The sequence below is a fragment of the Pedobacter puniceum genome (genome assembly GCF_009674685.1).
GTDB classification, from domain to species: Bacteria; Bacteroidota; Bacteroidia; order Sphingobacteriales; family Sphingobacteriaceae; genus Pseudopedobacter; species Pseudopedobacter puniceum.
The window spans coordinates 41,002-66,936 of record NZ_WKJI01000005.1; the positions used below are offsets into that span (position 1 = coordinate 41,002).

The following is a 25,935-nucleotide window of genomic DNA, read 5'->3' on the forward strand; positions in this document are numbered from 1 at the left end:
AGCGCCTCCTAGTAATAATTTTGATTTTGACGTAAATGTAACTAGCAAATCAAAGCTTGCCATTGTCCAGACTAGTCTATTATTTCAATAGCAAGACAAGAATAAGATAATTTTCAAGCAATTAATCAGGTTTTGATTAACTATTTAAATATAAAAAAATGAATCAGCTTAAATTAAATGGTTTACTTTTCTTAATAGTTATTCCTTTTTTTTCTGTTGCACAGGTAGCACCAATAAGTTTTATTCAAAAAAGCAATCTTGTTAATGCTGGTGACGGAAAAACAGCCGCAATGGCCGGTACAAGTGCTTTTCAAATTAAGACAGATTATCCAAGCTCTACTGACGGTATATATTGGATAAAGAATCCTAATGTAAATGGTGGGGCACCATTTCAAATTTATGCGGATATGACTACAGATGGGGGCGGATGGACATTGATATTATGTAATTCTACCAGCTCTGGTTGGACTTATGATAATGCTATTTTACGAAACACGAGTACTCCTAGCATAACAGATAATTATTCTATCATAGCTTGGGCAGATTATATTAAAAAAAGTCCTAGTGGATTTCAGTATATGATAGATGCTAGCGCTAGAAGAAGATACGGTGGTATTTGGACAGCTAACCAAGCTTACACTTTTGTTAAAACTGATAATTCTCAAACAAATGTTACCAGAAATACTGCTTGGGATACTTACGATTATAGTTTGTCTTTAACAAACTCTATACAGCCACGTATGCCATGGCGTGGTAATATTGCTAATAATAACGCTTTTATAACAACTGATGATGGGACAGGAAACTGGTGGGGTACGCTAGTAACCTCAAATACTACTTGGGATCCATCTCCTTGGATAGAGAACTTAATACAAAGTCCAGGTATAATATGGTATTGGGTGCGATAATAAAAACGATTATGAAACTGTACAAGCTAATTATATTCCTAATCTTTCCGCTTTTTGGTGAAGCTCAAGTAGCTCCAATAAGTTTTTTAGGTAAGCCTGTACAAACAAATACTGCAGAAGGCTCTATAGTAACAAATGGACTTCTAGTACATTTAGATGCAGGTAATACAGCATCTTATCCTGGAACTGGAACTATATGGATAGATTTAAGTGGAAATAATAGGAATGCTACACTTTTTAATGGTGTTGGTTATAGTACTGCAAATCGAGGTTCTTTAACTTTTGATGGTGTAGATGATTATGTAAGTAGTATGAATTTATCCTCTTACCCAAATTTCACTTTAGAGATATGGCTTTATGATATACGTAACAATATCAATTCAGATAGAGATATTTTAACATATAACGGAAATGCAGGGTCCTATACTTATAATGGCTCATCATTTAGAACAGATGGTAACGGAGATGGAGGAAGAAGTTTTAATAGCACAGGACAACCTCCAGCCAATACTTGGTACAGGTTCTGTTTAGTTAAAGATGGTGATTTATACATCAATCAAACAAAATATACAGGTACTGGTGCCGATAATGCTTACGGAGTTCTAAATTTTGGTGCTACCCGCTCTGATGTAAATTCTCGTTTAAACGGAAGAATTGCTATAGTCAGAATTTACAATAGAACTCTTGCAGCCGAAGAAATTCAACAAAATTTTAATGCTACGAAAGCAAGATTTGGATTATAATAATTTAAATCAAGCGTAACTAGAAGGATTTTAAGATAATAAAATATGAAACTTAATTATACTGTACTTATTCTCCTATTCTTAACCTTTAATCTGAAAGCTCAACAAACTTTTTTTAGAGGTAACAATAATTATGTTGTGCCTTCCATGCCAATTAATGAAGTAGCATTAACTGTTGTTGGCGGCGGCGGCGGAGGTGGTGGAGATGTTGGCGGCGGCGGCGGAGGTGGCCAGGTTATAAATATTGCAAGTTATGATATTAGTGGTGTAAAAAGCTTAAGTATAACTGTTGCTGTACAAACGGACTATCCAGCTGGTTACAATCATTTTGGTAGAAATGGAGGTAATTCTTCTGTTTCAGGAGGAAATACAGGTACAATAACTGCAATGGGGGGTAATGGTGGAAGATCTAGAAGTTCCGGAGGCCCTGGAACAAATACAGGTTGGAATGGTGGTGGCGGTTCTTATGATTACAATACTGGAAATGCTGGCCAAGGTGGTTTTGCTGGAGGTAACGCTTTCTCTTCTAGAAGTTGTGGTGGTGGCGGAGGTTCTGGTGGGGCCGGCCAATCTGCAACTAGTACAAGTCCTGGTAACGGTGGTTTAGGTGTTTTGAGTATTATAGATGGTAATTATTATGGAGGTGGCGGCGGCGGTGGTGAATATCAGGGTACTACAACTGGTTTAGGTACACATGGCGGTGGTGATGGAGGTAGAACAGGGCCTACTTTTGGTAAAGATGCCACACCTAATACTGGAGGAGGTGGCGGCGGCGGGCCTTCAACAGCAACTAATTTTAATGCAGGTAGAGGAGCTTCAGGTATTGTGCTCATTAGATATTTAGGTAGGCCAAGGGCTACCGGGGGTGATATTTCTGAAGTTAATGGATATACCATACATACTTTTAAAGTATCGGGAAACTTTGTTTTAAATTAAAAACCAAGAAAATTTTAAAGAGCAACTTTAATAATAGAAAAGGTTTGATGCATTTCACTATTTAACATGAATAATAAATATGAGACTTAAACACTACGCCTTATTTCTTCTTATTACTCTTGCTTATAACCTTAAAGCTCAACAAAATTTATTTCGAGGAAATAACAACTATATCATATCTAAAACATCTAATAATGGATTAGGTGCTGGAAATGCATTACAATTTTCATCTCCTAATAGATATATAGACTGTGGTACAAGCTCATCTCTTAATATTACAGGGTCTATGACTATTGAGCTTTGGATAAATCCAAGTCAGAATTTAGGTATCGGACAGTGGGATAGATTAGTTCATAGATATTATCCAACAGGTTATTATTTTGGAGGTAGAGCTGGTGCAACAAATGCTCTTGCTGTTGTATTAAATGGAGATCTTAATACTGCAGTAACACCTAATAACACTGTAGTTCCAAATACCTGGCAACATGTAGCGTTTACTTATGATGTAGTTTCTAAAACAATTACAATATATAGAAATGGCCTAGCCGTATCTACTACTATTTGGAATGGTACAATTACCGGAAGCACAAATAACTCACTTACATTATCTGCCGCGTCTGAGGCTTACAATGGTATGATGGATGAAGTAAGAATATGGAATATTTGTAGATCGGCAGCACAAATTCTAGCCAATTATAATACTACTGTTCCAATAAATAGCAGTGGTTTAGTAGCCTATTACAAATTTGATGAGGGTAGTGGAGCTACTACATCTAATAGTATCAGTAACGATAGCAACGGTTCATTAATAAATTCACCTAGTTGGATAGTACCCTCAACAGCCCCCATAAACTAGTTATTAAGACTAATAGCATGAAATATTTAAAATTATTAGTATTACTCTTATTACCTTACGTAATAACAGCACAGGTAGTTCCTATAAGTTTTCTTCAAAAAAAGACCTCATCAGTAACAACCTTGGAAGCTAACGCTTTAGATTTTGATGGGATAAATGATCATATCATTACAACCTTAAATGCTGATGTTTCTGTAATGCCAATTACTACTTGGGAAGCTTGGGTTTATCCAACAAAAAACAATGGTGATTGGCAAATGATTGTAAGTATTGAAGATGGCAATTGGGACAGATTTATTGCTATTAATTCAGGAAAGTTTTATGTAGGATACGGATCTAATGGATGGAATCCTGTTGCAGCAGATATGAATCAATGGCAGCATATTGCTGTAGTTTATAATGAAGCTGTGGGTTATGTTAAGTTTTATAAAAATGGAGTAGAGTATAATTTTAATCCTGGGCCATTCTTACATTCTTCAAATGTTAAATTTTCTATAGGATGCTCTCAACAAGGAGCGCCAGGACAATTTTATCAAGGTAGAATAGATGATGTTAGAGTTTGGAGTATAGAAAGAACCCAAGCGCAAATACAAGCCAACATGAATACTGAGCTAAGCGGCTCAGAAATAGGTTTGGTAGCATATTATACATTTAACCAAGGTATATCAGGTGGTAATAATACAGCAATTACAACCATATTAGATAAAACAGCGAGTGCTTTTAATGGAACACTTACAAACTTTGCCAAAACTGGAGCTACAAGTAATTTTGTGGTAGGCACTGTTCCAGGTAATTTAATAACAAATGGTCTTGTACTAAATTTAGATGCCGATAATACAGCTAGTTATAGTGGAACAGGTAATACTTGGTTTGATTTATCAGGAAATAACAATCATATATCTTGGACATCACCAGCACCTATCTTTACTACAGACAACGGAATTAAAGTAATTAAGACAACTCCTACCATATCTAGTTTAAGAGCTATGGTATCTACCAATTACAATAATTTACCATTAGGAAATGGAAGCTATACCTCTATTGTCTTTTTTAAGCCTAACTCTGTAAGTGCTGCTAAAATGATTTTAAGCTTAGGCCCAGGAGATAATTCTTGCACAGGAACTCAAATCCATTCAGGCATTGGTAGTGGAGGCCGGTATTCTGGCGGATCTTGTGGTGGTTTAGGTTCTTGGGGTGCAAATACTGGAGTTGTACCATCAACTTCATCTTACCTTTGTATGGCTGTATCCTACAATAGTACCACAGAAAGCATATACATAAATGGTAATCTAGATAAAACAGCAAATGTAGTTAACGCTATTCCTAATAGTACTGCTAATAAAGTTTGTATCGGATGGGTAAGGAATGATGGTGCAAGTTATAATATGGATGCAAATATTGGTTTGATACTATTTTACAATAGAGCATTATCTCAAACTGAAATTACTCAAATATTTAATGCGTATAAAACAAGATTTCTCATCAATTAATCCTTATTAATATGATTAATATAAGACCATACTTATTATTCCTTTTAATAAGTATTACAATGTCTCTTAAAGCGCAACAGAATTTTTTTAGAGGTAATAATAAGTACGTAGCGCCTCCTCAGCCTAATGGTTCAACTCCAGCAAATGCGCTAGATTTTGATGGGATTGATGATAGGGTATCGGGGACTAATGATGATAAATTCAAATTAAGTTCTGGTACTATTGAAGGATGGATTAAAACCAGTAATGCCGGAACTAGTTACTGCGCAATATTTGGTAAAACTTTCGCCTATATGGCATTCTTATATAATAATGAGCTTATTATTTATGACTGGGGAGCTGCAACTAATAGGTCTACTGGTGTTTTATTAAATGACAATACTTGGCATCATATAGCTTTTACATTTAATTCTGGTGTTAATAACGGTACTTTAATTTACATAGATGGAGTACTTAGATTAACGACTACAATGTCTATTCTTTCGCAGGAGCATTTTTTTACCATAGGGGCTAGTGTTCCTACTTATGGACAATTTTATAAAGGTAGCATAGATGATGTTAGAGTATGGAATGTTATTAGAACACAACCAGAAATTCAAACTAATATGAATAAAGAGTTAATAGGGAATGAATCTGGATTAATTGCTTATTATACATTAAACCAAGGAATTGCTGGTGATAATAACAGTGCAATTACAACTATTCTTGATAAGACTTCAAATGCTTTAAATGCTACATTATCGGGTTTTACTAAAAATGGTACTACCAGTAATTTCATTACAGGAAAAGTTATCAGCAATTAAACAGCTTTACAAGAATTATAAATACTTAAAAATGAAAATTACCTTTTGTGTCTTAATAATGTTTCTTTTGTTTAAGTGTAATCTGCAAGCACAACAAAATTTATTTCGAGGAAATAATAACTATGTAACTCCTCCTGTTCCTAATCCATCAGGACCCATAGTTACCAACGGATTAGTTTTAAATCTAGATGCATCTGTAGCGTCTAGCTATAGTGGCTCTGGTACTACATGGTCAGATATTAGTGGATCTAGTAATAACGCTACCTTAGTGGGTAATCCAATTTATACTTCTACAGCTCCTGCAAATTTCACTTTTAGTGGAAGTAATAATGCAAATTTTAATTTCGTTTGGCCAGCTCAGTTTACTTGTAGTTTATGGATATATCCTATAGGAGCACCTGGAGGAAATTTTTCTCGTATTTTAAGTACTGGCTTTGGAGATAATTTAGAAATTGCTATTAATGGAAGTAATCAAATAAGCTATCACTCTCCTAGTGTAAGTTGGCAAAGTTCTGTAACCTCAATTACAAGTAATGCTTGGAACCAACTAGTTGTAGTAAAATCAGCAAATAGCATAACTTTTTATATTAACGGAGTTTCTACCTATACTGCATCTTTAACAAGTTTTACTTCAGGAAGTAAAATTTATTTTGGTCAACGTCACACGCTTAATGAGGGAGCAAATTTTCGTTTAGGGGCAGCCTTAATTTATAATTATGCATTAACCGCATCTGATATAACAACCAATTGGAACGCTCAAAAAGTAAAATATGGTTATTAAGGTTAAATCAAAAACTAAGTAAAATGAAAACTAACTTTATTAAAATATGCTTATTAATGTTACTTCCTGTCTTTTCTTTAGCGCAGGTTGTACCAATAAGTTTTTTGAAAAGCACTAATTCCACTCCATTAAATCAGGTAACAGCTAATGCTTTACATTTTGATGGTGTAGATGATTACATTTCAATTCCTACTAATACAATAGTACCGCAAGGGTCTAGTTTTTATACGATAGAGGCTTATATTAAGCCAAGTGTTCATTCTTCTAATGGAATAGTAGGATGGGGGAATTACGGTTCTGATAATCAAGTTAATGCCCTAAGGTTAGGTGATGGAAATAACATTATTAATTATTGGTGGGCCAGAGATTTATATGCACCATTGGGAGTAAGCTTAGCTGATAATAAATGGTATCATATTGCTGCTACTTATGATGGTACTAAAAGAAGGATTTATGTAGATGGAGTTATAAAAGCAGAAGATTCTCCTTCATCTCCAAGTGTAGCTTCTGCAGCTAATTTTAGAATAGGATCTACAAATAACGGAGAATATTTTAAAGGTGCTATTGACGATGTTAGAATTTGGAATGTAGCCCGCACACAGGCACAAATTCAAGCGAGTATGAATACAGAGCTATTTGGTAACGAGACTGGTTTAAAAGCCTATTATACTTTTAATCAAGGGGTAGCAGGCGGTAGTAATGCAGCTATTACAACAATATCAGACAAAACTAGCAATGCCCTTAATGGCACTTTAATGAACTTTGCGAAAACTGGTACTACTAGTAATTTTGTACAAGGTAAGGTACCTTCAAATTCGGTTTTATTAATTCCAAAAGGCAACTATACCGCTATAACAACTTCAGGAACTTTTCCTTTTAATACAACTTTAGGTAGTGGTAATGTTAGTTTTACCGGATTTAATACCTATCAAGGTAGTACCACTTGGGGGCCTCAGGCGCTATTTGATAATACAAGAACAGATTTTGATTGGTGCAGCAGTGGAGGAACAGGCCAGTTTGGACAATTTGTTTTCCCTAGGGCAGTAACCATTACAAAAATATTTTTAGTTCCTCGTAATCAAGGTGATTCATTTCCAAATACCGTTACTTTAAAAGTTGATGGTAATACAGTAGGTACTTATACAAGACTTGCATCTATTTCTTCTGCAGACGGTTTAAATATATCTTACACCGGAACAGGGCATTATATTCAGCCGAATGTTTCAGGTACAACATGGAGATTAGAATTTCCTGATGGAAATAATTATATAGGAGAATTAGAATTTTGGGGGTATTAATATTTTTATCTCCTGATAATAATATACCCCTTATTCATTCTTTTAACGCCAGTATTATCTGTAGTGTAAATAAGAAAATAATAAACGCCATCAACCAGAACAACATTCTCGTTGGTTAATATCCCTGTATTGGCACTTCCAGTAAATAAGTTGTCTTTATTGTTGTAATTTCTGGCTCTAAAAACAGCATTTCCCCATCTATTGAAGATAATAAGTTCATTATCAGGATATTTTTCAATATTATAAATAATAAAACCTTCATTACCTATACCATCCCCGTTTGGAGATATAAATGGATCTGGGTTAATATCTGGGTTTTCTTCCGGTCCAATAGGTTTACTTTCTGGGTATTTATCAACAATATTGATATTAGATCCGGTACCAATAAGAACAAAAATGGATGATGTTGAAGCTATATTCACTTCTACATTTTCAACTGGTTCTTTTAAAGCATCTATTTTACTAGTTATAATCAAAGAATCAGCACTAAAAACACTACCTGCAGGAAAAAATAAACTCTGTGTACTTGCTCTAAGTTCATAATCTAAAGGAAAGTTTGCAGTACCTGTATATGCAAGATTAATAATCACATCTTCTAAAAGAGCCTCTGTTAGTTGCGCCCTAATAGTTATACTTTCACCTTCTAAAATTTCACCAGTTGGAGGTATTAAATTTACCATTACCCTAGGTTGTACCAAATAAAGAACTGTTGCCGTATCACATAAACCCAAGGGGTCGCAAATCCGGTAGCGAATAGAATCTCTACCAACAAAATTTCTGTTCGGTACATAAGTGAAACTTCCATTTCCAGAAAAAGTGATAGAACCATGCATAGGGCTGGTAAGCCTCGTGAAAGTTAAGAAATCACCATCAACGTCATAATCATTCCTAGCAACTGTTTCGGTTATTAAAGAATCTTTTAAAACTAAAAATCTATCGTTAATGGCTGTTGGTGGGTCATTAATCGGGCTAATAACTATTGTTACGGTTGCTGTATCACATAGGTTTTGATTATCACAAACCCGATAAGTAAAGGTTGTGTTACCATTCCAATTGGTATTAGGCCTAAAATTAAAAGTACCATTGGTATTAAAAGTTATGCTACCATTGGCTGGGTTAGTTAAAATATTAAATGATAGAGGGTCACCATCAATATCACGATCATTTGGAGCCACATTTCCGTTAATTGTAACATCTTCTACACCTGTAAAATTATCATTAATTGCTATTGGGGGGTCGTTTACCGGAGTGATGTTGATAAAAACAGTTGCTCTGGTACATAAACCAAAAGAATCGCAAGCTTGATAATCAAAAGATGTTGTCCCATTCCAATTGGAATTAGGTGTAAAAGTAAATGTACCATTATTATTAAATGTGATATTACCATTAGCAGGACTACTTAATCTAATAAAAGTTAAATTATCCCCATCAGGGTCAGAATCATTTGTACCTACAGTACCTTGTACAGGTCTATCTTCTCTTTCAAAGAAGTTATCATTAACGGCCGTCGGAGGGTCATTTACAGGGTTTATCCTAATCGTTACAGTCGCAATATCGCATAAATTATTAGGGTCACAAACCTGATAATCAAAAGAAGTTGTACCATGCCAATTAGGATTAGGCGTGAAGGTAAAAGTACCATTCGGGTTAAAAATCAAGCTACCATTGGCAGGGTTGTTTATTCTGGTGTAAACCAAAGCATCGCCATCAATATCAAAATCATTGGTAGTTACTGTAGCGTTAATAGGGTTATCCTCAGTCTGAGTAAAATTGTCATCATTAGCAACTGGGGCATCATTTACTGGGGTTACAGTAATAGTAACTCTTGCGATATCGCATAAACCTAAGGGGTCACAAACTCTATAATCAAAAAATGTAGTGCCACTCCAATTACTATTAGGTACAAAAGTGAAACTACCATTGCTATTAAAAGAAATACTACCATTAGCTGGGTTGCTTAATCTTGTAAAAGTTAAAACATCCCCATCTGCATCAATATCATTAGTTGCAACAATAGCATTTATTGGTGTGTCTTCTGCTGTGACAAAATTGTCATCTAAAGCCACTGGAGGGCAATTTCCTGATGAAATAGTAGAGCTTAAAGAGAAAGTACAATTGTTAGCATCTCTAATTATTACAGTATAGTTTCCAGCAGTTACATTATTTAACACAGCACTTGTACTATTTTGGTTTACCCAACTATAGCTATACGGTGCTGTTCCACCATTAGGTGTAATGGTTATGCTACCGTCAGATGATGTTTTACAAGTTGTATTATTAATACTTGCAGTTGCCAATAAAGGAGAAGGTTGGTTAATAACAATATTGATACTTTCTGTACATCCCACAGCGTCAATTACGCTGATACTATAATTTCCGGCACTTAAATTATTAAAGTTTACCAATCCTGATGAAGTATTGATTAAACTTGAAGAAGGGCCGCTATTTAAACTATAAGAAACGTTATAAGGGGCTATACCACCAGAAATATTAATATTTATCTCTCCATCATTAGCTCCATTACAGCTTACATTTTTAATTGTTGACGCTAAAACGATACGAGGGTTAACTATAACTTTCACTGTTTTAGCATAAGCACAACCAAAATTTCCAACTCCAAAAACAGTGTAGGTTGTTGTTACTGATGGTGAGGCAACAACCGTAGCAGATGATGTTGTATTTAACCCTGTAGCAGGCGACCAAACATAACTATTAGCACCACTTACTGTAAGGGTTACACTACCACCAGCACAAATAATAGCCTCTGCCGGGCTGATATTTAAATTAGGTGAAGGATTTACTGTTATAGAGTAACTGGTTGGTAAACCAATACATCCATTTACTGTAGGTATAATAGTTATTACGGCCGTAACAGGTGTCCCTGATGCATTTATTGCTGTAAAAGCTGGGATGTTTCCTATTCCACTACTTGCCAAACCTATAGCAGAATTAGAGTTTGTCCAAGTATAAGTAGCGCCACTAGGTAAACTTTGCAATATTTCTTGCGCAACAGTATTGCCTGCACAAACAGTAATATCATTAGGTTTTATAGCTATAGGCTGAGGTTTAACCGTTATAATGTAAGTTTTTGAGGGACCATTACAGCCATTAAGACTTGGGGTTACTGTAATAGTACCAGTAATAGGCGTAGTACCAGTATTTTTAGCTATAAAGCTGGGTACATTTCCACCGCCACTGGCTACCAGCCCAATAGCCGGATTAGAATTTGTCCAGTTGTAAATGGTACCCGCAACTGTACTTGTAAAAACACTCGCAGGTATCTGAGATTCTGCACAAACCTCAAAATTATTAGGTACACTTACCTCTGCTAATGGTTTTACAAAAACTGTAACGGTAATTGGGTTACCAGTACAAGCATTAGAAACAGGAATTATCGTGTAAACAGCTGTGCCAGTTACATTACTGGTGGCAACTAAATTTTGTGCTATCGGACCAGTTCCAGAACCATTAAAAGCTCCTGTTACACCATTTTGAACAACTGTCCAATTGTAAGTGGTACCACTGGTACTGCTAAAAAGCGGAATATTAGTGTTTGTTCCAGAGCAAATTTCTTGGCTATCTCCGGCGGTAGTTTCTACTACCGGAACCGCATAAACATTAATAGTAACATTGATAGGATTTCCCACACAACCATTAGCCGTGGGCGTAATCGTATAAACCGCCGTTCCTGATGTAGCAGTAATTACTTGATTGATAACATCTCCCGTTCCAGAAGTAGCTCCACTTACTCCGGTTTGTACTACCGTCCAAGAATAGGTAGTTCCGGGTATATTGCTAGATAATTGTATGGATGGCGCACTACCAGAACAAATACTTTGGCTAGGAGGGGTGGCAGTAACAATAGGTGATGGATTAACTGTAATAGTATAACTTCTTGGTGTTCCAACACAACCATTTAAGCTTGGTGTAACGGTTATGGTAGCTGTTATAGGGGAATTTGTATTATTAGTAGCTGTAAAACTATTGATATTACCATTTCCACTTGCGGGTAAGTTAATAGCAGTGTTGTCATTTGTCCATGTATAAGTAGCTCCATTAGGGTTACTACTAAAGTTAGTAGCAGGGATGGAGCTATTATTACAAACTACCATATTAGACGGTACGTTAACAATTGGCGAGGGTTTTACTACTAAACTAAAAGTTTCAGATTCACTGCTACAACCGCCTGTAATAGCGGTAACCGCATAGCTTCCTGCTGTTGGGTTATTAATTGTTATAGATGAACCTGTTGCCGTAAAACCATTTGGACCAGTCCAATTGTAAGTAGTATTGTTATCAGGATTTAGGATACCTATGGAGAATACTTCGCCCACACAAACCGGGTTGTTAGTAGATAATTGTGGTTTTACCGGAGGATTAGGTGCTGTTACAGAAGTTACCGGATTTGCATAAACAATACAACCTAACGCGTTTCTTACTGCTATTGGATAACTTCCCGCAGGCAAATTAGTAAAAACATTACTAGCTTGAAAAGTTATTCCACCATCTTTAGAATATGCTAATGTGCCAGTTCCGGTAGCTGTTACGGTAATAGTTCCATCATTAGTGCCACAAGATGAAGTTTGTGTTGTTGAAACAGTAACATTAGGGAGAGGTTCTACCGTAATGGTATAAGAACTTGGTATTCCAGTGCATCCATTTAAAGAAGGCGTAACTGTTATGGTGGCAGTTTGGGTTGCACCACTGGTATTTGTAGCTGTAAAACTAGGTAAATTGTCTGTTCCAGATGATGCTAAGCCTATACTCGTATTAGAATTTGTCCAAGTATATGTTGTACCAGCTAAGTTACTACTAAAATTACTAGCAGAGATGATGGTATTATCACAAACAGTTAAATTAGAAGGTACACTTACAATAATTCTTGGGTTTACAGTAATGCTGAAACTTGCAGGAGCACCCTCACAGCCATTAGCTGTTCCTCTAACTATAATAATACTGGTGATTGGTGCATTTGTAGTATTGGTAGCTGTAAATGAAGGTAAATTCCCAGTTCCAGATGCTGCTAAACCAAGTGCTGGGTTAGAACTCGTCCATGAAAAAGTAGTACCTACTGAAGTACTACTAAAGTTGGTAACTGGTACATTATCTCCATCACAATAAACCAAATTATTTGGCACAGTAACCACTGGTAAAGGGTTTACGCTTACTGTGATATTAAATGATGTTCCACTACAACCATTTAAAATAGGAGTAACGGTATAGGTAGCTGTTCCGCTACTGGCACCTGTTGTAGATAATATTTGGTTGATACTAGTACCACTTCCTGCAAAAGCTCCGGTTACGCCGTTCTGTGTTACTATCCAGCTAAAAGTTGTATTAGCAACGGTAGAACTTAGCGGTAAATTAGTACTACTTCCAGAACAAATAGTTTGAGATAGTGGTGTTATTGGTGCTCTCTGCGGAGTTGGTGCAACAGTTAAAGTCACAGTAATAGGATCGCCAGCACAGCCGTTTGCAGTGGGGGTGATGGTGTAAGTTACCGTTTCATTATTAGTGCCTGTATTAACAAGATTTTGGTTGATACTTGATCCGCTTCCCGCAGAAGCACCAGTAATATTACCTGTTGTGGTAACCGTCCAAGAAAATGTTGTTGATGCTACGTTGCTAGATAATATGATAGTACTGGTTGTGCCAGAGCATAAAGTAGCCACGGTTGGTGTAGCAGTAGCTACAGGTTTAGGGTTTACCACAACATTTGTTGTGCTTGCGTCTGAAATACAATTACCGCTAACTGCTCTAACGGTATAAGTTCCGGATGCAGCTGTACTTGCATTATTAATAACTGGGTTTTGTAAGCTTGATGTAAACCCGTTAGGCCCTGTCCAGCTGTAGCTTGCCCCTGGTATAGTGCTAGCAAAAAGGCTGATACTCCCCCCTTCACAAATTGGTCCATTAGCAGTAGCAATAGGTGTTGCTGGTTTTGGATTTATGGTAACCTGTGTAGAACTTGATGGAGTTCCACAGCTACCTGGGGCTGTAACAACTACTGTATAAGTTCCGGCAGCAGCTGCTGAAACATTTGGGATAATTGGATTTTGTACGTTAGAAGCGAAACCATTTGGTCCAGACCAGCTATAAGTAGCATTTGGGATAGTGGTAGCTGTTAAACTTAACGTTCCTCCCTCACAAACCTGACTTGATACGCTTGAACCTGTAGGACTATTACTTTGTGCTTGCACATTAGGTACAGAAGTTACAGCATAGCTATTAGCATTATTTCCAGGTTTACAAAAGGTAACAATATGAGGGCCTACTCCTGTTAAGCAAACAATTTGACCGTATGTTTGGCTAGGGCCACAGTTAATGCTGTAAGTTAATGCTCCTGGTGGGTTAGCTCCGTCCTGGATAGCAAACCTAATTCCTTGTGCTCCTGGATGCAATGTAATACTAAATGTAATACAACTTCCAGGTTCGTTACGTGTTAATAATGGAGTAACAATTGTTGCATCAGGTGAACTACTTAAATCTAAAGGTATTGCGCCTGTTCCACACTGTGCCAAGGCCTCGGTTGCAAAACCAAAGCTAAAAAGCATTAAAAGAAAATAGGATGGGTAGATTTTTTTACCTATTACATACTTTTTAACATAACGAAACCACCTGATAACATTTTTAATGTCAGGCATAAACTGTAGTTCTAATAATGAGAGCAATTACAAACCTTTTACTTAAACAGTAGAAATTTGTTACAATTAACTTATTAAATATAAGTTAACGAGGGTAAATATATAGAAATAAGGTTTATATCATTTATAAAACCCTAAAAAATTTTCTATGCTCTAAAGGTGTTCTTCCAATAATATTTTTAAAATGCCTATTGAAATTAGAAAAATTATTGAAACCACTTTCATAGCAAATTTCAGCTACTGTTTTAGAACTTTCTGTTAGTAGTTTGGCAGCATGAGCAGTTCTTAACTCTAATAAGAATCGGGAAAAGGTTTTCCGCGTTCTGGTCTTAAAATATCTGCAAAAAGCAGGAGGAGTTAAATGTGCAATTTGTGCAGCTTGGTCTAAACTAACCTCTTCTGTGAAATTATTCAGGATGTATTGATATATATTATTTAACCTATCCATCTCACTAGGTTGATTGATAAAGTCTGATTCTTTATCTAAAACAGGCTTTTTAAGCGGACTATCAGCTAAATCTGATAAAATATCTAGAAGCAAAATGGTTCTTTTACTCTTTGACGCATTAAGCAGCTGAAATAGCTTATCGGCAACTAAATCTCTACACGCATCCTGTATTCTAAAAGCTTTTTTTGATTGATTTAACAACCTGTTGATTTCCTGATGTTCTGGTAAACTAAAAAAATCTGCACCAAAGCAGCTAGGTAAAAAATGTACCACAATGGCCTCAACTTTTTCCAATGAATCTGGCAAAAGAAACTCTTCATCACTACGCCATAAATGGGGCAGGTTTGAGCCTATTAATAACATATCGCCGGGTTTCCAACGGTAAATCTCATCGCCAATAAATTGTAAGCCTGTTCCTTTAATGATGTATACCAATTCTATCTCATGATGATAATGCCATTTATCATAAAAATGCGGAACAACATCATACCTTACATTAAAAGAATGCTCAGGGTTTAAAGCTATTTTAAGTAAGTGAGGTTTCATTTTTGATGTTATTATAATCTAAAAATAGTAATAATTACCAATTTATGTTAAAATAGTATCAATTTTGGTTAAAGACGTGGTATTCTAAAAATTCTTTTCGCTGTAGTTTTACTTTTCAAATCGCAATTATAAAACCTTGCATTCATGAAAGTTGGACTATTTATTCCTTGTTATATAGATCAGTTTTACCCTCAAGTGGGTATCGCAACCTATCAATTATTAAAAAAATTGGGCTGCGATGTGGATTATCCAGAGAACCAAACCTGTTGCGGGCAGCCTATGGCTAATAGTGGTTTTTCTGCTTTAACAGGCGGGTGTGATAAAAACTTTGTTGCCAATTTTGATGCTTATGATTATGTTGTAGCGCCATCTGGCAGCTGTGTTTTGCACATTAAAGAGCATCTTAAGGATGATAAAAATCCCGCAAAGGCACAAAAAATTAGAAATACTATATATGAGCTAACCGAGTTTTTGGTTGATATTTTAAAAGTAGAGCATCTTTCTTCAAACTTCCCTTATAAAGTTGGTTTTCATACCAGTTGCCACGGGCAAAGAGGTTTGAATTTATCATCTATGACAGAAAGGGTATTACCTCAATTCTCTAAACCAGAGCAGTTACTACAAAAGGTTAAAGGTTTGCAATTGTCTTACCCAGAGCGTAAAGATGAATGTTGCGGTTTTGGTGGTACTTTCTGCGTATTTGAAGAAGCAGTTAGTGTAAAAATGGGTAAAGATAGGATAGAAGAACATCAAAAAAACGAAGTAGATTATATTACCGCTGGCGATGTAAGTTGTTTAATGCACTTAGAAGGAATCTTAAAAAGACAAGGTAGTAAGGTAAAGGCCATACATCTGGCAGAAATATTAAATCATGAGTAATTTAAAGACTTTAGACCACGCTGCTGCGGCAGAGATATTTATAAAAGATGAGGCCAGAACAGATTGGCATGATGATACCTTATGGTTTGTGCGCCAAAAGCGAGATAAAGCCGTACATGGTATTGCTGAGTGGGAACAACTTAGAGAATGGGCCTCGCAAATTAAAAATCATACACTTTCAAACCTTGATAATTACCTCACAGCTTTTGAGAAACAAGCTGAAGCCAATGGTATAAAAATTCATTGGGCTGCTGATGCTTTAGAGCATAACCAGCTGATGCATAAAATCTTAAAAGATAATAACATCAGCCGTATTGTAAAAAGCAAGAGCATGCTTACGGAGGAATGCCATTTAAATGATTATTTAAAGAAACAAGGTATTGAAGTTGTTGATACAGATTTGGGCGAACGTATTGTGCAATTGCGTGATGAAGCGCCTAGTCATATCGTTTTACCAGCTATTCACCTTAAAAAGCAAGATGTTAGTGAAACTTTTCATGAACATTTACATACTGAGGAAGGAAATAACGACCCTCAATACCTTACAGAAGCCGCTAGACAACACTTAAGAAACCATTTCATTCAATCAGAACTAGCTATTACGGGTGTAAACTTTGCCATAGCAGAAACTGGTGGTTTTGTGGTTTGTACCAACGAGGGTAATGCCGATATGGGTGCCCACACCGCAAAAATTCATGTGGCTTGTATGGGGATAGAAAAAATTATTCCTAAAGCCGAGCATTTAGGCGTGTTTTTAAGATTATTAGCCAGAAGCGCAACTGGGCAACCTATTACCACCTATTCTAGTCATTTTCAAAAGCCAAGACCAGGGCAAGAAATGCACATCATTATTGTTGATAATGGTAGAACAAAGCAATTAGGCAGAGCCGATTTTAGAAACTCATTAAAATGTATCCGTTGTGCAGCATGTTTTAATACTTGCCCAGTTTATAGACGTAGTGGCGGGCATAGCTATCATACCGCTGTTGCTGGTCCTATTGGTTCTATCTTAAATCCAAATTTAGATATGAAAGCCAATGCAGACTTACCTTTTGCATCAACCCTATGTGGCTCTTGCAGTAATGTTTGCCCAGTTAAAATTGATATTCATGAGCAACTTTGGAAATGGCGACAAGTCATTGTAGAAGAAGGCTATGTTAAGCCAGAAAAGAAAATGGCCATGAAAGGGATGGCTTGGCTATTCTCAAATCCTAAAGTTTACAGATGGGCTGGTAAATCTGGAAGATGGTTTTTAAGAACGATGCCTTTCTTAGGCAATAACAAATTAAACGTTTGGTATAAACAAAGAGAAATGCCAGAAGCACCAAAACAAAGCTTTCACGATTGGTATCAACAAAACAAAAACAAATGAGCTCAAGAGAAAAAATACTAGCAACCTGTACCGCAAATAAACCAGCTTTGGTTGATTTACCTCAGCTATCAGACGAGCATTTAACCCATTATGATGATAAACTAGCTCAGTTTAAGTTAGTTTTAGAAGGCATAGGAGGTAAAGTTGTTGCATTAGAAAATATAGAACAGGTTAAAGAAGAAATAGCTGCACATAAGCAATCAGGAGAATTTGTAGTTGATACCGTTTTTAATATAGATGATGCTTTAAAAACGCAAACTTCATTTGATTTAGAACGAGTAGACAGAGCTTATTTAAAAGCAACTTTAGGCGTAGCAGAAAATGGTTCGGTTTGGTTGTATGAGGCACAAATGGGCAACAGATTATTACCATTCATCTGCCAGCATTTATTTATTGTTTTAGATAAAGCTACTTTGGTAGATAATATGTATCAGGCGTACCAAAAACTACAAGTTCAGGAAACAGGCTTTGGTGTTTTTATTGCTGGTCCATCTAAAACCGCTGATATTGAGCAAAGTTTAGTGATAGGTGCCCACGGAGCAAGAAGTTTAACGGTTTATTTGGTTTAATCCTGCAAATGTAAAACTGTAGTACTTTTAATTTCAGACATCACAAAGAAACTATGTATATGGGCCACAGTACTCATCACAGATAATTTCTGTTGATGAAACTGGTTGTAGCTTTCCATGTCTTTGGTTATCACTTTAAGTAAATAATCAAAACCTCCAGAGACGATATGGCATTCTACAACTTCTGGGAATTGGGTAACGCGTTCTTCAAATTCGGTAAAATTATGACGCGTTTGTTTATCCAATGTGATGTTGCAATACACAACTAAAGAAGTCCCAACCTTTTTCTTATTAAGGATGGTAACGTACTTCTCTATAACGCCTTCTTTTTCCATTCTTTTAATACGGTCATGTATTGGCGTGATAGAAAGATTAATTTTTTGTGATATCTCTTTGAAAGTTAATTGCGCATTTTCCTGCAAAAGTTTCAATATTTTTAGGTCTGTTTTATCTACCTCCATAAGCTATAAAAAGAAAGATTTTACTTTATTGGGTGTTTAAACAATTATTTGAAGAATAATTTTCTTTTATATTCCTTTTAAATATATGAATTTTCTTATTTTTCTGAGAGTGATAAAAAAATATTCTGATGTCGTAATTTAGATATTCTTTAAAGGAATTTATTTAAATACTGAAAAAGAATAAAACACATTTATGATTATAGGAGTACCAAAAGAAATTAAGAATAACGAGAATAGGGTTGCAGTTACTCCTGCAGGTGCAGCTGCTTTTGTAAAAAATGGCCACCAAGTTTATATTCAAAAATCTGCTGGTTTAGGTAGTGGTTTTGCCGATGAAGATTATACAAAAGTAGGTGCTCAACTATTGGATACCATTGAAGGAGTTTATGCTATTGCAGAAATGATTTGCAAAGTAAAAGAACCTATTGCACAAGAATATCCACTAGTTAAAGAAAATCAATTAATATTTACTTATTTCCATTTTGCATCATCAGAAGCTCTAACAAAAGCCATGATTGCAAGTAAGGCTATTTGTTTAGCTTATGAAACAGTAGAGAAAAAGGATAGAAGCTTACCACTTTTAATCCCTATGTCTGAAGTTGCGGGCAGAATGGCTATACAAGAAGGTGCTAAGTATTTAGGTAAGCCAACAGGTGGAAGAGGTGTTTTGTTAGGTGGTGTTGCCGGAGTTAAGCCTGCTAATGTTTTAATAATAGGTGGTGGTATTGTGGGGACACAAGCAGCTAAAATGGCCGCAGGTTTAGGGGCTAATGTCACCATCATGGATGTAGATTTGCAAAGGCTACGTCATTTAGAAGATATCATGCCTGCCAACGTAGATACGGTAATTTCTAACGAATATAATTTAGAAGAAGCTGTTAAAACAGCAGATTTAATTGTTGGTGCAGTTTTAATACCCGGGGCTAAAGCACCTCATTTGGTTACACGCTCTATGTTGAAGTTAATGAAACCGGGAACGGTTTTGGTTGACGTAGCAGTAGACCAAGGTGGTTGTATAGAAACTTGTACGCCTACCACGCATGAGAATCCTATATTTATGATAGATGGTATTGTACACTATTGTGTAGCTAATATGCCGGGTGCTGTGCCTTACACTTCTACTTTAGCTTTAACTAATGCTACTTTACCCTATGCTTTACAATTGGCAAACAAAGGTTGGATAAAAGCCGTTAAAGAGAATGAGGAATTAAGAAAAGGATTAAATATCGTAAATGGAGATGTAGTTTATAAAGGAGTTGCAGATGCCTTTAACTTACCACTACAACCCATTATTAGATTAGAAGAAGAAATACCTGCTTAAGGTTAAAGATAATACACTGACTAACTAACAGTAATGGGAACAAAGCAATAGCGATGTTCCCTTTTTATTTTACAGACTTAAACAGTCATGATATCTTTCTCTTTCAGCTCAACCAATTGGTCTATTTTGGCGATATAAGCATCGGTAATTTTCTGAACTTCAGCTTCTCCAACTTTTATTTCATCTTCAGAGGCACCATCATTTTTTAATTTTTTGATGCTCTCATTGGTGTTTTTTCTAATATTTCTGATGCTGATTCTACCAGCTTCTGCTTCTTCTTTAACTTTCTTCACTAAATCACGTCTTCTTTCTTCTGTTAAAGGTGGCACATTTAACCTAATCAATTGTCCATCATTTTGTGGGTTTAAACCTACATTAGAAATCATGATGGCTTTTTCAATAGGACCAATCATAGATTTCTCCCAAGGTTGCACTACAATGGTTCTTGCGTCTGGTGTGTTGATATTAGCTACTTGCGTAAGTGGAGTAGGTGTTCCATAATACTCTACCATAATACCATCTAGCATTGCCGGAGATGCCTTGCCCGCTCTAATTTTAGTAAACTCACTATCTGTATGGGCTAAAGCTTTTTGCATGGTAGAGGTAGCCTCTTCCAATTCTAACTTAATAAACTCGTTCATCTTTAATTTATTTACGTAAAATTAGTTTTTATTTAACCAAAGTGCCTATAGTCTCTCCTTTAATCAACTTCATCAGGTTCCCAGGCTTATTCATATCAAATACAATAATGGGAAGATTGTTTTCATCACATAAAGTAAAAGCTGTCATATCCATCACATTTAAGTCTCTATCATAAACCTCGGTAAACGATAAATGATCAAACTTGGTAGCTGTTGTATCTTTTTCAGGGTCTGCAGTATAAATACCGTCAACTCTGGTTCCTTTTAAAACAACATCAGCTTTAATCTCTATAGCTCTTAATGCAGCTGCAGAATCTGTTGTAAAATACGGATTACCTGTTCCGGCACCAAAAATTACAACACGACCTTTCTCTAGGTGTCTCATGGCTCTTCTACGAACGTAAGGCTCGCAAATTTGTTCCATTTTTATAGCCGATTGTAAACGGGTATAAACACCAACTGTTTCTAAAGCGTTTTGTAAGGCCATAGAGTTAATCACTGTTGCTAACATACCCATATAATCTGCTTGAGCCCTGTCCATACCAGATTTTTCTGCGCTTAAGCCTCTGAAAATATTCCCTCCGCCAATTACAATAGCTACTTCTACTCCCTCTTCTTTAACTGCTTTTATCTCTTTTGCATATTGTAATACTCTGGCATTATCAATACCATATTGTTGGTCTCCCATCAGGGATTCTCCACTTAGTTTCAGTAAAATTCTCTTATATTTCATTAAAGGGGGATTTTGGCAAAAATAGGAATTATCCTGTTAAATAAAATAACAATTTAGATTTAGCTAAACGCTGATACAAAAAATCCCCATCTACTAAAAGATGAGGATTTTATAATTTTTTCGGTCTATTATGCAATCTTCACTGCTCAATACACACTACTCAAATCTAATTATTAATTTTCTCGATTTGTTAAGCTATCTCACTACTCAATACGCATTACTCAAATCTGAATTAAGCTCCTAAAACAATTCTCTTGAAAGATTTTACAGTTAAGCCGTTAGAAACTCCATTTAAGAAAGTTCTGATATCTTTAGAAGAATCTTTAACAAATTCTTGATTTAATAAAGTTTGCTCTTTGTAGAACTTGTTTAATTTACCAGCAGCAATTTTTTCTACCATTTCTTCTGGTTTGCCTTCTGCTCTAATTTGCTCTTTAGCAATTTCAAGTTCTCTTTCGATTACTCTTGCATCAACATCGTCTTTATCAACACCAACTGGGCTCATAGCAGCAATTTGCATAGCTACGTCTTTACCAGCTTCATCAACGCCAGCTGCATCTTGGTTTAAACCTACTAATACACCTAAGCGGTAGTTACCGTGGATGTAAGCTACAACTTTCTCAGCCTCAATAACTTCGTATTTAGAAACGCCAATTTTCTCACCAATTTTACCAGTTTGGTCTAATATTAAGTCAGAAATTTTAGTTCCGTTTAATTCTTGAGCTAATAAATCTTCTAAAGAAGCTGGGTTAGTTTCAATAGCTTTAGCAGCGATAGCATCAGCAAATGCAATAAAATCAGCATTTTTAGCAACGAAATCTGTTTCGCAGTTTACTTCAACTACAACACCTTTTTTACCATCGGCAGTAGTTTTAGCAATAACAACACCTTCGTTAGAATCTCTATCCTGACGAGAAGCTGCTACTTTAGCACCTTTTTTACGTAGGTAATCTACTGCTGCTTCAAAATCGCCGTTAGACTCTGTTAAAGCTTTTTTACAATCCATCATACCTGCGCCAGTTTGTTGGCGAAGTTTATTTACATCTGCTGCAGAAATTTGTACTGTAGACATTTTATTTTCTTTTTTTAAGTTTCAAACTAAAAGTAATGGGCTGTTAGTTGTTAGTTGTAGAAATCTATCAACTAAAAACAAACAACCCACAACTAAATTATTTATTCGCCTTTTGCTTCTTCAGTTACTTCTGCAGTAACTTCAGCGGCTTTCTTTCCTTTTTTAGCTTCAACAGCTGGCGCATCAGCTTTAGCTTTTTCAGCTGCTGCTTCTTTGTCAGATTCTGCTTCTTTCTCTTGCTTACGCTCTTCTAAACCTTCTTCAATGGCTTTAACAATAATGCCAGCGATTAAAGAGATAGATTTAGTTGCGTCGTCATTCGCAGGAATAGGGAAATCAATGTTAGAAGGGTCAGAGTTAGTATCCACCATTGCGAAAGTTGGGATATTTAACTTTAAAGCTTCAGTAACAGCGATATGCTCTTTCTTAACATCTATTAAGAATAATGCTGCAGGTAAACGGTTTAAATCAGCGATACCTCCTAAAAGGTTTTCTAATTTAATACGCTCACGCTGTATCATTAATTTTTCTTTTTTAGATAATACATCGTAAGTACCGTCTTTAGTCATTTTATCGATGTTGGTCATCTTTTTAATAGACTTTCTTACGGTAGCAAAGTTCGTTAACATACCACCTAACCATCTTTCGGTTACATAAGGCATGTTTACAGATTTTGCATATTCTGCAACGATGTCTTTAGCTTGTTTCTTAGTAGAAACAAATAATACTTTACGACCTGATTTTACAATCTGCTTGATAGCAGCTGCAGCCTCTTCAACTTTTACTAAAGTTTTGTTTAAGTCGATAATATGGATTCCATTGCGCTCCATGAAAATGTATTGCGCCATTTTAGGATTCCACTTGCGGGTAAGGTGTCCAAAGTGTACACCTGCATCCAATAAGTCCTGATAAGTTGTTCTTGCCATTGTTGTGTCCTCCTAAAATTAACGTTTACTGAACTGGAATCTCTTACGAGCTTTAGCTCTACCTGGTTTCTTACGCTCAACCATACGTCTATCACGTGTCATTAAGCCTTTAGCTCTTAGAGCAGGTTTTCTAATTCCATCTAATTCAACAATAGCTTTAGCAATCGCTAAACGAACAGCTTCAGCCTGACCTTTAATACCACCACCAGCTACGTTTACTTTAACATCGTATTGACCAGTAACCTCAGCAACGATGAAGGACTGGTTAACAATGTATTGTAAAGGTAATGTTGGGAAATATTCTGTATAATCTTTACCGTTTACGGTAATTTGACCATTACCCTCAGTTAAATAAATGCGGGCAACTGCAGTTTTTCTTCTTCCAGAAGTGTTAGTAACTGACATTTTCTTTCTCCTTTAATTAAAATTTAACTTCTTTAGGGTTTTGTGCAACATGTGGATGCTCATTACCTGCATAAACATATAGGTTTTTGAAGATTGCTCTTCCTAATCTGTTTTTAGGTAACATACCACGTACAGCCTTCTCGATTACTCTTTCAGGATGTTTTGCTAATAACTCTTTTGGAGAAATAAAACGTTGACCACCTGGATAACCAGTGTAAGAAATATAGGTTTTATCACCTAATTTATTACCAGTTAGTCTAACCTTGTCTGCATTGATAACGATTACATTATCGCCGCAGTCTACGTGTGGGGTGTACCCTGGCTTGTTTTTGCCCTTAATCACTTTCGCGATGTTAGAACACAAGCGCCCCAAAATCTCGCCCTGAGCGTCAACAACAATCCATTGTTTGTCAACGGTCTTTTTGTTAGCAGAGACAGTTTTGTAACTTAACGTATTCACTTGCTTTGTTTTAAATTATTTATAAAAATGTTTTATCCCTAATTTTTAGGGACTGCAAAGATAGGGCTTTATCTTTAATTGTCAAGGGCTTTAAATGGATATTTGTTATCTTATTTTCTTTTGTATTTAACTTAATAGTGATTTGCTTGTTAGCATCTAAACTTTCGTATTTTTATAAATCATGATAACCACAACAATGAAATCATTTTTTAAAGAATTATTCGATTATAATAATTACGCCAATACAAAATTAGAGAGTGTCTATAGTGAACATCCTGATAAGCTTTCTGAAAAAGCTATTAAACTTTATAGCCACATTTTAAATGCACACCATATATGGAATAAAAGAATAAAGTCTCAAGTTACTAGCTTCGGTGTTTGGGATGTTCATTTACTTGTTGATTTACCAAATATTAATGCTGTAAACTATCAGCAAACTTTACAGATTATAGAGGATTTCGACCTTAATATTGTCCTCAACTACAAAACAAGTAATGGAATAGAATTTAATAGTAGTGTATGCGATATCTTGTTTCATATCACCAATCATTCTAATTACCACAGAGCACAAATTGCAACAGAATTTAAATCAATAGGCTTAGAGCCTGTTAATACTGATTATATTTTTTATAAACGGTAGTTATTATTGTGCATTTCATACTAGAGCTATTATTAACTAATTATTATCTTTTTATTTTCTTTTTGTTTTTATTTATTATTTTATTTTTTGTTTCTTTTTGTTTAGCATTGTATATACAATTTAAATAAATGAGAAATTTAGTATTAGCTTTATTGTTGATTTTTTCTAACCTTGTTAGCATGGCACAGGCAAATTTTGATAAACAAGGGCACCGTGGAAGTAGAGGGTTAATGCCAGAAAATACTATTCCGGCTATGAAATTAGCACTCGATTATGGGGTTACTTTAGAAATGGATATTGCTATCAGTAAAGATAAAAAGGTATTAGTTTCTCATGATCCCTATATTTCTGATGTATTTGCTTTAGATCAAAATGGTAAAGAAATACCAAAAGGGAAAGGCTTAAAGCTTTACCAAATGAACTACGCAGAAATAAAAACTTACGATGTAGGCTCTAAACTCCACCCCTTATTTCCAGAACAAAAGAAACTGAAAGTAAATATCCCACTTCTCGAGGATTTAATTGACGCTTCTGAGGCTTATGCTAAAGAAAAAGGTTATCCGGCACCTCATTATAATATGGAAACCAAGATTACTCCAAAAGGTGATGGAGAATTACACCCAGCACCAGAGGAGTTTGTGAAGCGTTTAATGAAAGTCATCAAGAAAAAAGGCATAATAGATAGATTGATTATTCAATCTTTTGATCCTCGCTCTTTAGAAATCGTTCATCAAAAATATCCGCAAGTTAAAACTGCTTATTTAGTTTCTAAAGGTTCTCTAGAAAATCATCTTAAAGATTTAAGCTTTAAACCCGCTATTTATAGTCCGGCGTATAAATTAGTAACTAAAGAAATGATAGAGGCTTGTAAAAAGCAAGGTATAAAAGTGATACCTTGGACAATTAATACCGAAGAAGAAATAGAAAAACTAAAGGAATTAGGTGTTGATGGTATTATATCCGATTATCCAAACTTATTTTAATAGCTAATTATCTTTAAGAT

The 25,935-nt window shown here is 35.6% G+C and carries 23 protein-coding genes; 14 read left to right on the forward strand and 9 right to left on the reverse strand.

Annotation, left to right across the window (positions count from 1 at the left end):
- Nucleotides 1–158: 158 nt before the first annotated feature.
- The 8 genes from GJJ64_RS15245 (at nt 159) to GJJ64_RS15280 (ending at nt 7,815) form a co-directional block, all read left to right on the forward strand.
- Nucleotides 159–908 carry a fibrinogen-like YCDxxxxGGGW domain-containing protein gene (locus tag GJJ64_RS15245; RefSeq protein WP_154288622.1) on the forward strand — a complete coding sequence of 250 codons (750 nt, stop codon included), beginning with the start codon at nt 159–161 and terminating at the stop codon, nt 906–908.
- An 11-nt stretch (nt 909–919) separates the two neighbouring features.
- Nucleotides 920–1,651, forward strand: a complete 732-nt coding sequence (locus tag GJJ64_RS15250; RefSeq protein WP_195759300.1) for a LamG domain-containing protein — start codon at nt 920–922, stop codon at nt 1,649–1,651.
- A gap of 45 nt (nt 1,652–1,696) precedes the next feature.
- Entirely contained in the window at nt 1,697–2,587 is an 891-nt protein-coding gene (locus GJJ64_RS15255; protein ID WP_154288624.1) for a glycine-rich domain-containing protein, read from the forward strand.
- A gap of 79 nt (nt 2,588–2,666) precedes the next feature.
- On the forward strand, nt 2,667–3,443 hold the full coding sequence (locus tag GJJ64_RS15260; RefSeq protein ID WP_154288625.1) for a LamG domain-containing protein: 777 nt from the start codon (nt 2,667–2,669) through the stop codon (nt 3,441–3,443).
- A 17-nt stretch (nt 3,444–3,460) separates the two neighbouring features.
- Nucleotides 3,461–4,933 (forward strand): LamG domain-containing protein, encoded by a 1,473-nt coding sequence (locus GJJ64_RS15265; RefSeq protein ID WP_154288626.1) that lies wholly within the window; start codon nt 3,461–3,463, stop codon nt 4,931–4,933.
- Between the two features lie 59 nt (nt 4,934–4,992).
- On the forward strand, nt 4,993–5,736 hold the full coding sequence (locus GJJ64_RS15270; RefSeq protein ID WP_195759301.1) for a LamG domain-containing protein: 744 nt from the start codon (nt 4,993–4,995) through the stop codon (nt 5,734–5,736).
- 67 nt (nt 5,737–5,803) lie between these two features.
- Nucleotides 5,804–6,517: a LamG domain-containing protein gene (locus GJJ64_RS15275; protein ID WP_195759302.1), complete on the forward strand. Its 714-nt coding sequence runs from the start codon at nt 5,804–5,806 to the stop codon at nt 6,515–6,517.
- Between the two features lie 23 nt (nt 6,518–6,540).
- Complete coding sequence (locus GJJ64_RS15280; protein ID WP_154288629.1) at nt 6,541–7,815, forward strand: LamG domain-containing protein; 1,275 nt, start codon at nt 6,541–6,543, stop codon at nt 7,813–7,815.
- 5 nt (nt 7,816–7,820) lie between these two features.
- Here GJJ64_RS15280 and GJJ64_RS15285 read toward each other — a convergent pair whose 3' ends face one another.
- Nucleotides 7,821–14,459 (reverse strand): Ig-like domain-containing protein, encoded by a 6,639-nt coding sequence (locus tag GJJ64_RS15285; RefSeq protein ID WP_154288630.1) that lies wholly within the window; start codon nt 14,457–14,459, stop codon nt 7,821–7,823.
- Between the two features lie 124 nt (nt 14,460–14,583).
- Nucleotides 14,584–15,453: a helix-turn-helix domain-containing protein gene (locus GJJ64_RS15290; RefSeq protein WP_154288631.1), complete on the reverse strand. Its 870-nt coding sequence runs from the start codon at nt 15,451–15,453 to the stop codon at nt 14,584–14,586.
- Between the two features lie 144 nt (nt 15,454–15,597).
- On the opposite strand from GJJ64_RS15290, the gene GJJ64_RS15295 reads away from it, so the two are divergent.
- From GJJ64_RS15295 to GJJ64_RS15305, 3 genes are read left to right on the forward strand one after another with little or no spacing between them, the layout of a single operon-like run.
- On the forward strand, nt 15,598–16,332 hold the full coding sequence (locus GJJ64_RS15295; protein ID WP_154288632.1) for a (Fe-S)-binding protein: 735 nt from the start codon (nt 15,598–15,600) through the stop codon (nt 16,330–16,332).
- The gene (locus GJJ64_RS15300) at nt 16,325–17,704 is read left to right on the forward strand and encodes a lactate utilization protein B (protein WP_154288633.1); all 1,380 of its coding nucleotides are present in this window, start codon (nt 16,325–16,327) and stop codon (nt 17,702–17,704) included. Before GJJ64_RS15295 ends, GJJ64_RS15300 begins: the two co-directional genes overlap by 8 nt.
- A complete protein-coding gene (locus GJJ64_RS15305) occupies nt 17,701–18,273 on the forward strand; it encodes a LutC/YkgG family protein (RefSeq protein WP_154288634.1) in 573 nt (190 codons plus the stop codon). Before GJJ64_RS15300 ends, GJJ64_RS15305 begins: the two co-directional genes overlap by 4 nt.
- Here the strand turns inward: GJJ64_RS15305 and GJJ64_RS15310 are convergent.
- Entirely contained in the window at nt 18,270–18,734 is a 465-nt protein-coding gene (locus tag GJJ64_RS15310) for an Lrp/AsnC family transcriptional regulator (RefSeq protein WP_154288635.1), read from the reverse strand. The genes GJJ64_RS15305 and GJJ64_RS15310 overlap by 4 nt on opposite strands.
- Before the next feature lie 193 nt (nt 18,735–18,927).
- Here GJJ64_RS15310 and ald point away from each other — a divergent pair, with 193 nt between their 5' ends.
- Entirely contained in the window at nt 18,928–20,055 is a 1,128-nt protein-coding gene (gene ald, locus GJJ64_RS15315; protein ID WP_154288636.1) for an alanine dehydrogenase, read from the forward strand.
- Between the two features lie 77 nt (nt 20,056–20,132).
- Here ald and frr read toward each other — a convergent pair whose 3' ends face one another.
- From frr to rplM, 6 genes are all read right to left on the reverse strand, one after another.
- A complete protein-coding gene (gene frr / locus GJJ64_RS15320) occupies nt 20,133–20,696 on the reverse strand; it encodes a ribosome recycling factor (RefSeq protein ID WP_154288637.1) in 564 nt (187 codons plus the stop codon).
- A 28-nt stretch (nt 20,697–20,724) separates the two neighbouring features.
- On the reverse strand, nt 20,725–21,429 hold the full coding sequence (gene pyrH, locus GJJ64_RS15325) for a UMP kinase (protein WP_154288638.1): 705 nt from the start codon (nt 21,427–21,429) through the stop codon (nt 20,725–20,727).
- Between the two features lie 232 nt (nt 21,430–21,661).
- On the reverse strand, nt 21,662–22,501 hold the full coding sequence (tsf, locus tag GJJ64_RS15330) for a translation elongation factor Ts (protein WP_154288639.1): 840 nt from the start codon (nt 22,499–22,501) through the stop codon (nt 21,662–21,664).
- Between the two features lie 101 nt (nt 22,502–22,602).
- A complete protein-coding gene (gene rpsB / locus GJJ64_RS15335; protein ID WP_026905386.1) occupies nt 22,603–23,427 on the reverse strand; it encodes a 30S ribosomal protein S2 in 825 nt (274 codons plus the stop codon).
- Nucleotides 23,428–23,445: 18 nt separating this feature from the next.
- On the reverse strand, nt 23,446–23,832 hold the full coding sequence (gene rpsI, locus GJJ64_RS15340; protein WP_026905385.1) for a 30S ribosomal protein S9: 387 nt from the start codon (nt 23,830–23,832) through the stop codon (nt 23,446–23,448).
- 16 nt (nt 23,833–23,848) lie between these two features.
- Complete coding sequence (gene rplM, locus GJJ64_RS15345; RefSeq protein WP_026905384.1) at nt 23,849–24,292, reverse strand: 50S ribosomal protein L13; 444 nt, start codon at nt 24,290–24,292, stop codon at nt 23,849–23,851.
- 181 nt (nt 24,293–24,473) lie between these two features.
- On the opposite strand from rplM, the gene GJJ64_RS15350 reads away from it, so the two are divergent.
- Complete coding sequence (locus GJJ64_RS15350) at nt 24,474–24,932, forward strand: DinB family protein (RefSeq protein WP_229655562.1); 459 nt, start codon at nt 24,474–24,476, stop codon at nt 24,930–24,932.
- A gap of 128 nt (nt 24,933–25,060) precedes the next feature.
- Nucleotides 25,061–25,915, forward strand: a complete 855-nt coding sequence (locus GJJ64_RS15355) for a glycerophosphodiester phosphodiesterase (RefSeq protein WP_154288640.1) — start codon at nt 25,061–25,063, stop codon at nt 25,913–25,915.
- Nucleotides 25,916–25,935: the final 20 nt, after the last annotated feature.

Coding starts and splice junctions, on each gene's coding strand:
- GJJ64_RS15245 (WP_154288622.1), top strand. CDS start 159: ATGAATCAGCTTAAATTAAATGGTTTACTTTTCTTAATAGTTATTCCT.
- GJJ64_RS15250 (WP_195759300.1), top strand. CDS start 920: ATGAAACTGTACAAGCTAATTATATTCCTAATCTTTCCGCTTTTTGGT.
- GJJ64_RS15255 (WP_154288624.1), top strand. CDS start 1,697: ATGAAACTTAATTATACTGTACTTATTCTCCTATTCTTAACCTTTAAT.
- GJJ64_RS15260 (WP_154288625.1), top strand. CDS start 2,667: ATGAGACTTAAACACTACGCCTTATTTCTTCTTATTACTCTTGCTTAT.
- GJJ64_RS15265 (WP_154288626.1), top strand. CDS start 3,461: ATGAAATATTTAAAATTATTAGTATTACTCTTATTACCTTACGTAATA.
- GJJ64_RS15270 (WP_195759301.1), top strand. CDS start 4,993: ATGTCTCTTAAAGCGCAACAGAATTTTTTTAGAGGTAATAATAAGTAC.
- GJJ64_RS15280 (WP_154288629.1), top strand. CDS start 6,541: ATGAAAACTAACTTTATTAAAATATGCTTATTAATGTTACTTCCTGTC.
- GJJ64_RS15285 (WP_154288630.1), bottom strand. CDS start 14,459: ATGCCTGACATTAAAAATGTTATCAGGTGGTTTCGTTATGTTAAAAAG.
- GJJ64_RS15290 (WP_154288631.1), bottom strand. CDS start 15,453: ATGAAACCTCACTTACTTAAAATAGCTTTAAACCCTGAGCATTCTTTT.
- GJJ64_RS15295 (WP_154288632.1), top strand. CDS start 15,598: ATGAAAGTTGGACTATTTATTCCTTGTTATATAGATCAGTTTTACCCT.
- GJJ64_RS15300 (WP_154288633.1), top strand. CDS start 16,325: ATGAGTAATTTAAAGACTTTAGACCACGCTGCTGCGGCAGAGATATTT.
- GJJ64_RS15305 (WP_154288634.1), top strand. CDS start 17,701: ATGAGCTCAAGAGAAAAAATACTAGCAACCTGTACCGCAAATAAACCA.
- GJJ64_RS15310 (WP_154288635.1), bottom strand. CDS start 18,734: ATGGAGGTAGATAAAACAGACCTAAAAATATTGAAACTTTTGCAGGAA.
- ald (WP_154288636.1), top strand. CDS start 18,928: ATGATTATAGGAGTACCAAAAGAAATTAAGAATAACGAGAATAGGGTT.
- frr (WP_154288637.1), bottom strand. CDS start 20,696: ATGAACGAGTTTATTAAGTTAGAATTGGAAGAGGCTACCTCTACCATG.
- pyrH (WP_154288638.1), bottom strand. CDS start 21,429: ATGAAATATAAGAGAATTTTACTGAAACTAAGTGGAGAATCCCTGATG.
- tsf (WP_154288639.1), bottom strand. CDS start 22,501: ATGTCTACAGTACAAATTTCTGCAGCAGATGTAAATAAACTTCGCCAA.
- rpsB (WP_026905386.1), bottom strand. CDS start 23,427: ATGGCAAGAACAACTTATCAGGACTTATTGGATGCAGGTGTACACTTT.
- rpsI (WP_026905385.1), bottom strand. CDS start 23,832: ATGTCAGTTACTAACACTTCTGGAAGAAGAAAAACTGCAGTTGCCCGC.
- GJJ64_RS15350 (WP_229655562.1), top strand. CDS start 24,474: ATGATAACCACAACAATGAAATCATTTTTTAAAGAATTATTCGATTAT.
- GJJ64_RS15355 (WP_154288640.1), top strand. CDS start 25,061: ATGAGAAATTTAGTATTAGCTTTATTGTTGATTTTTTCTAACCTTGTT.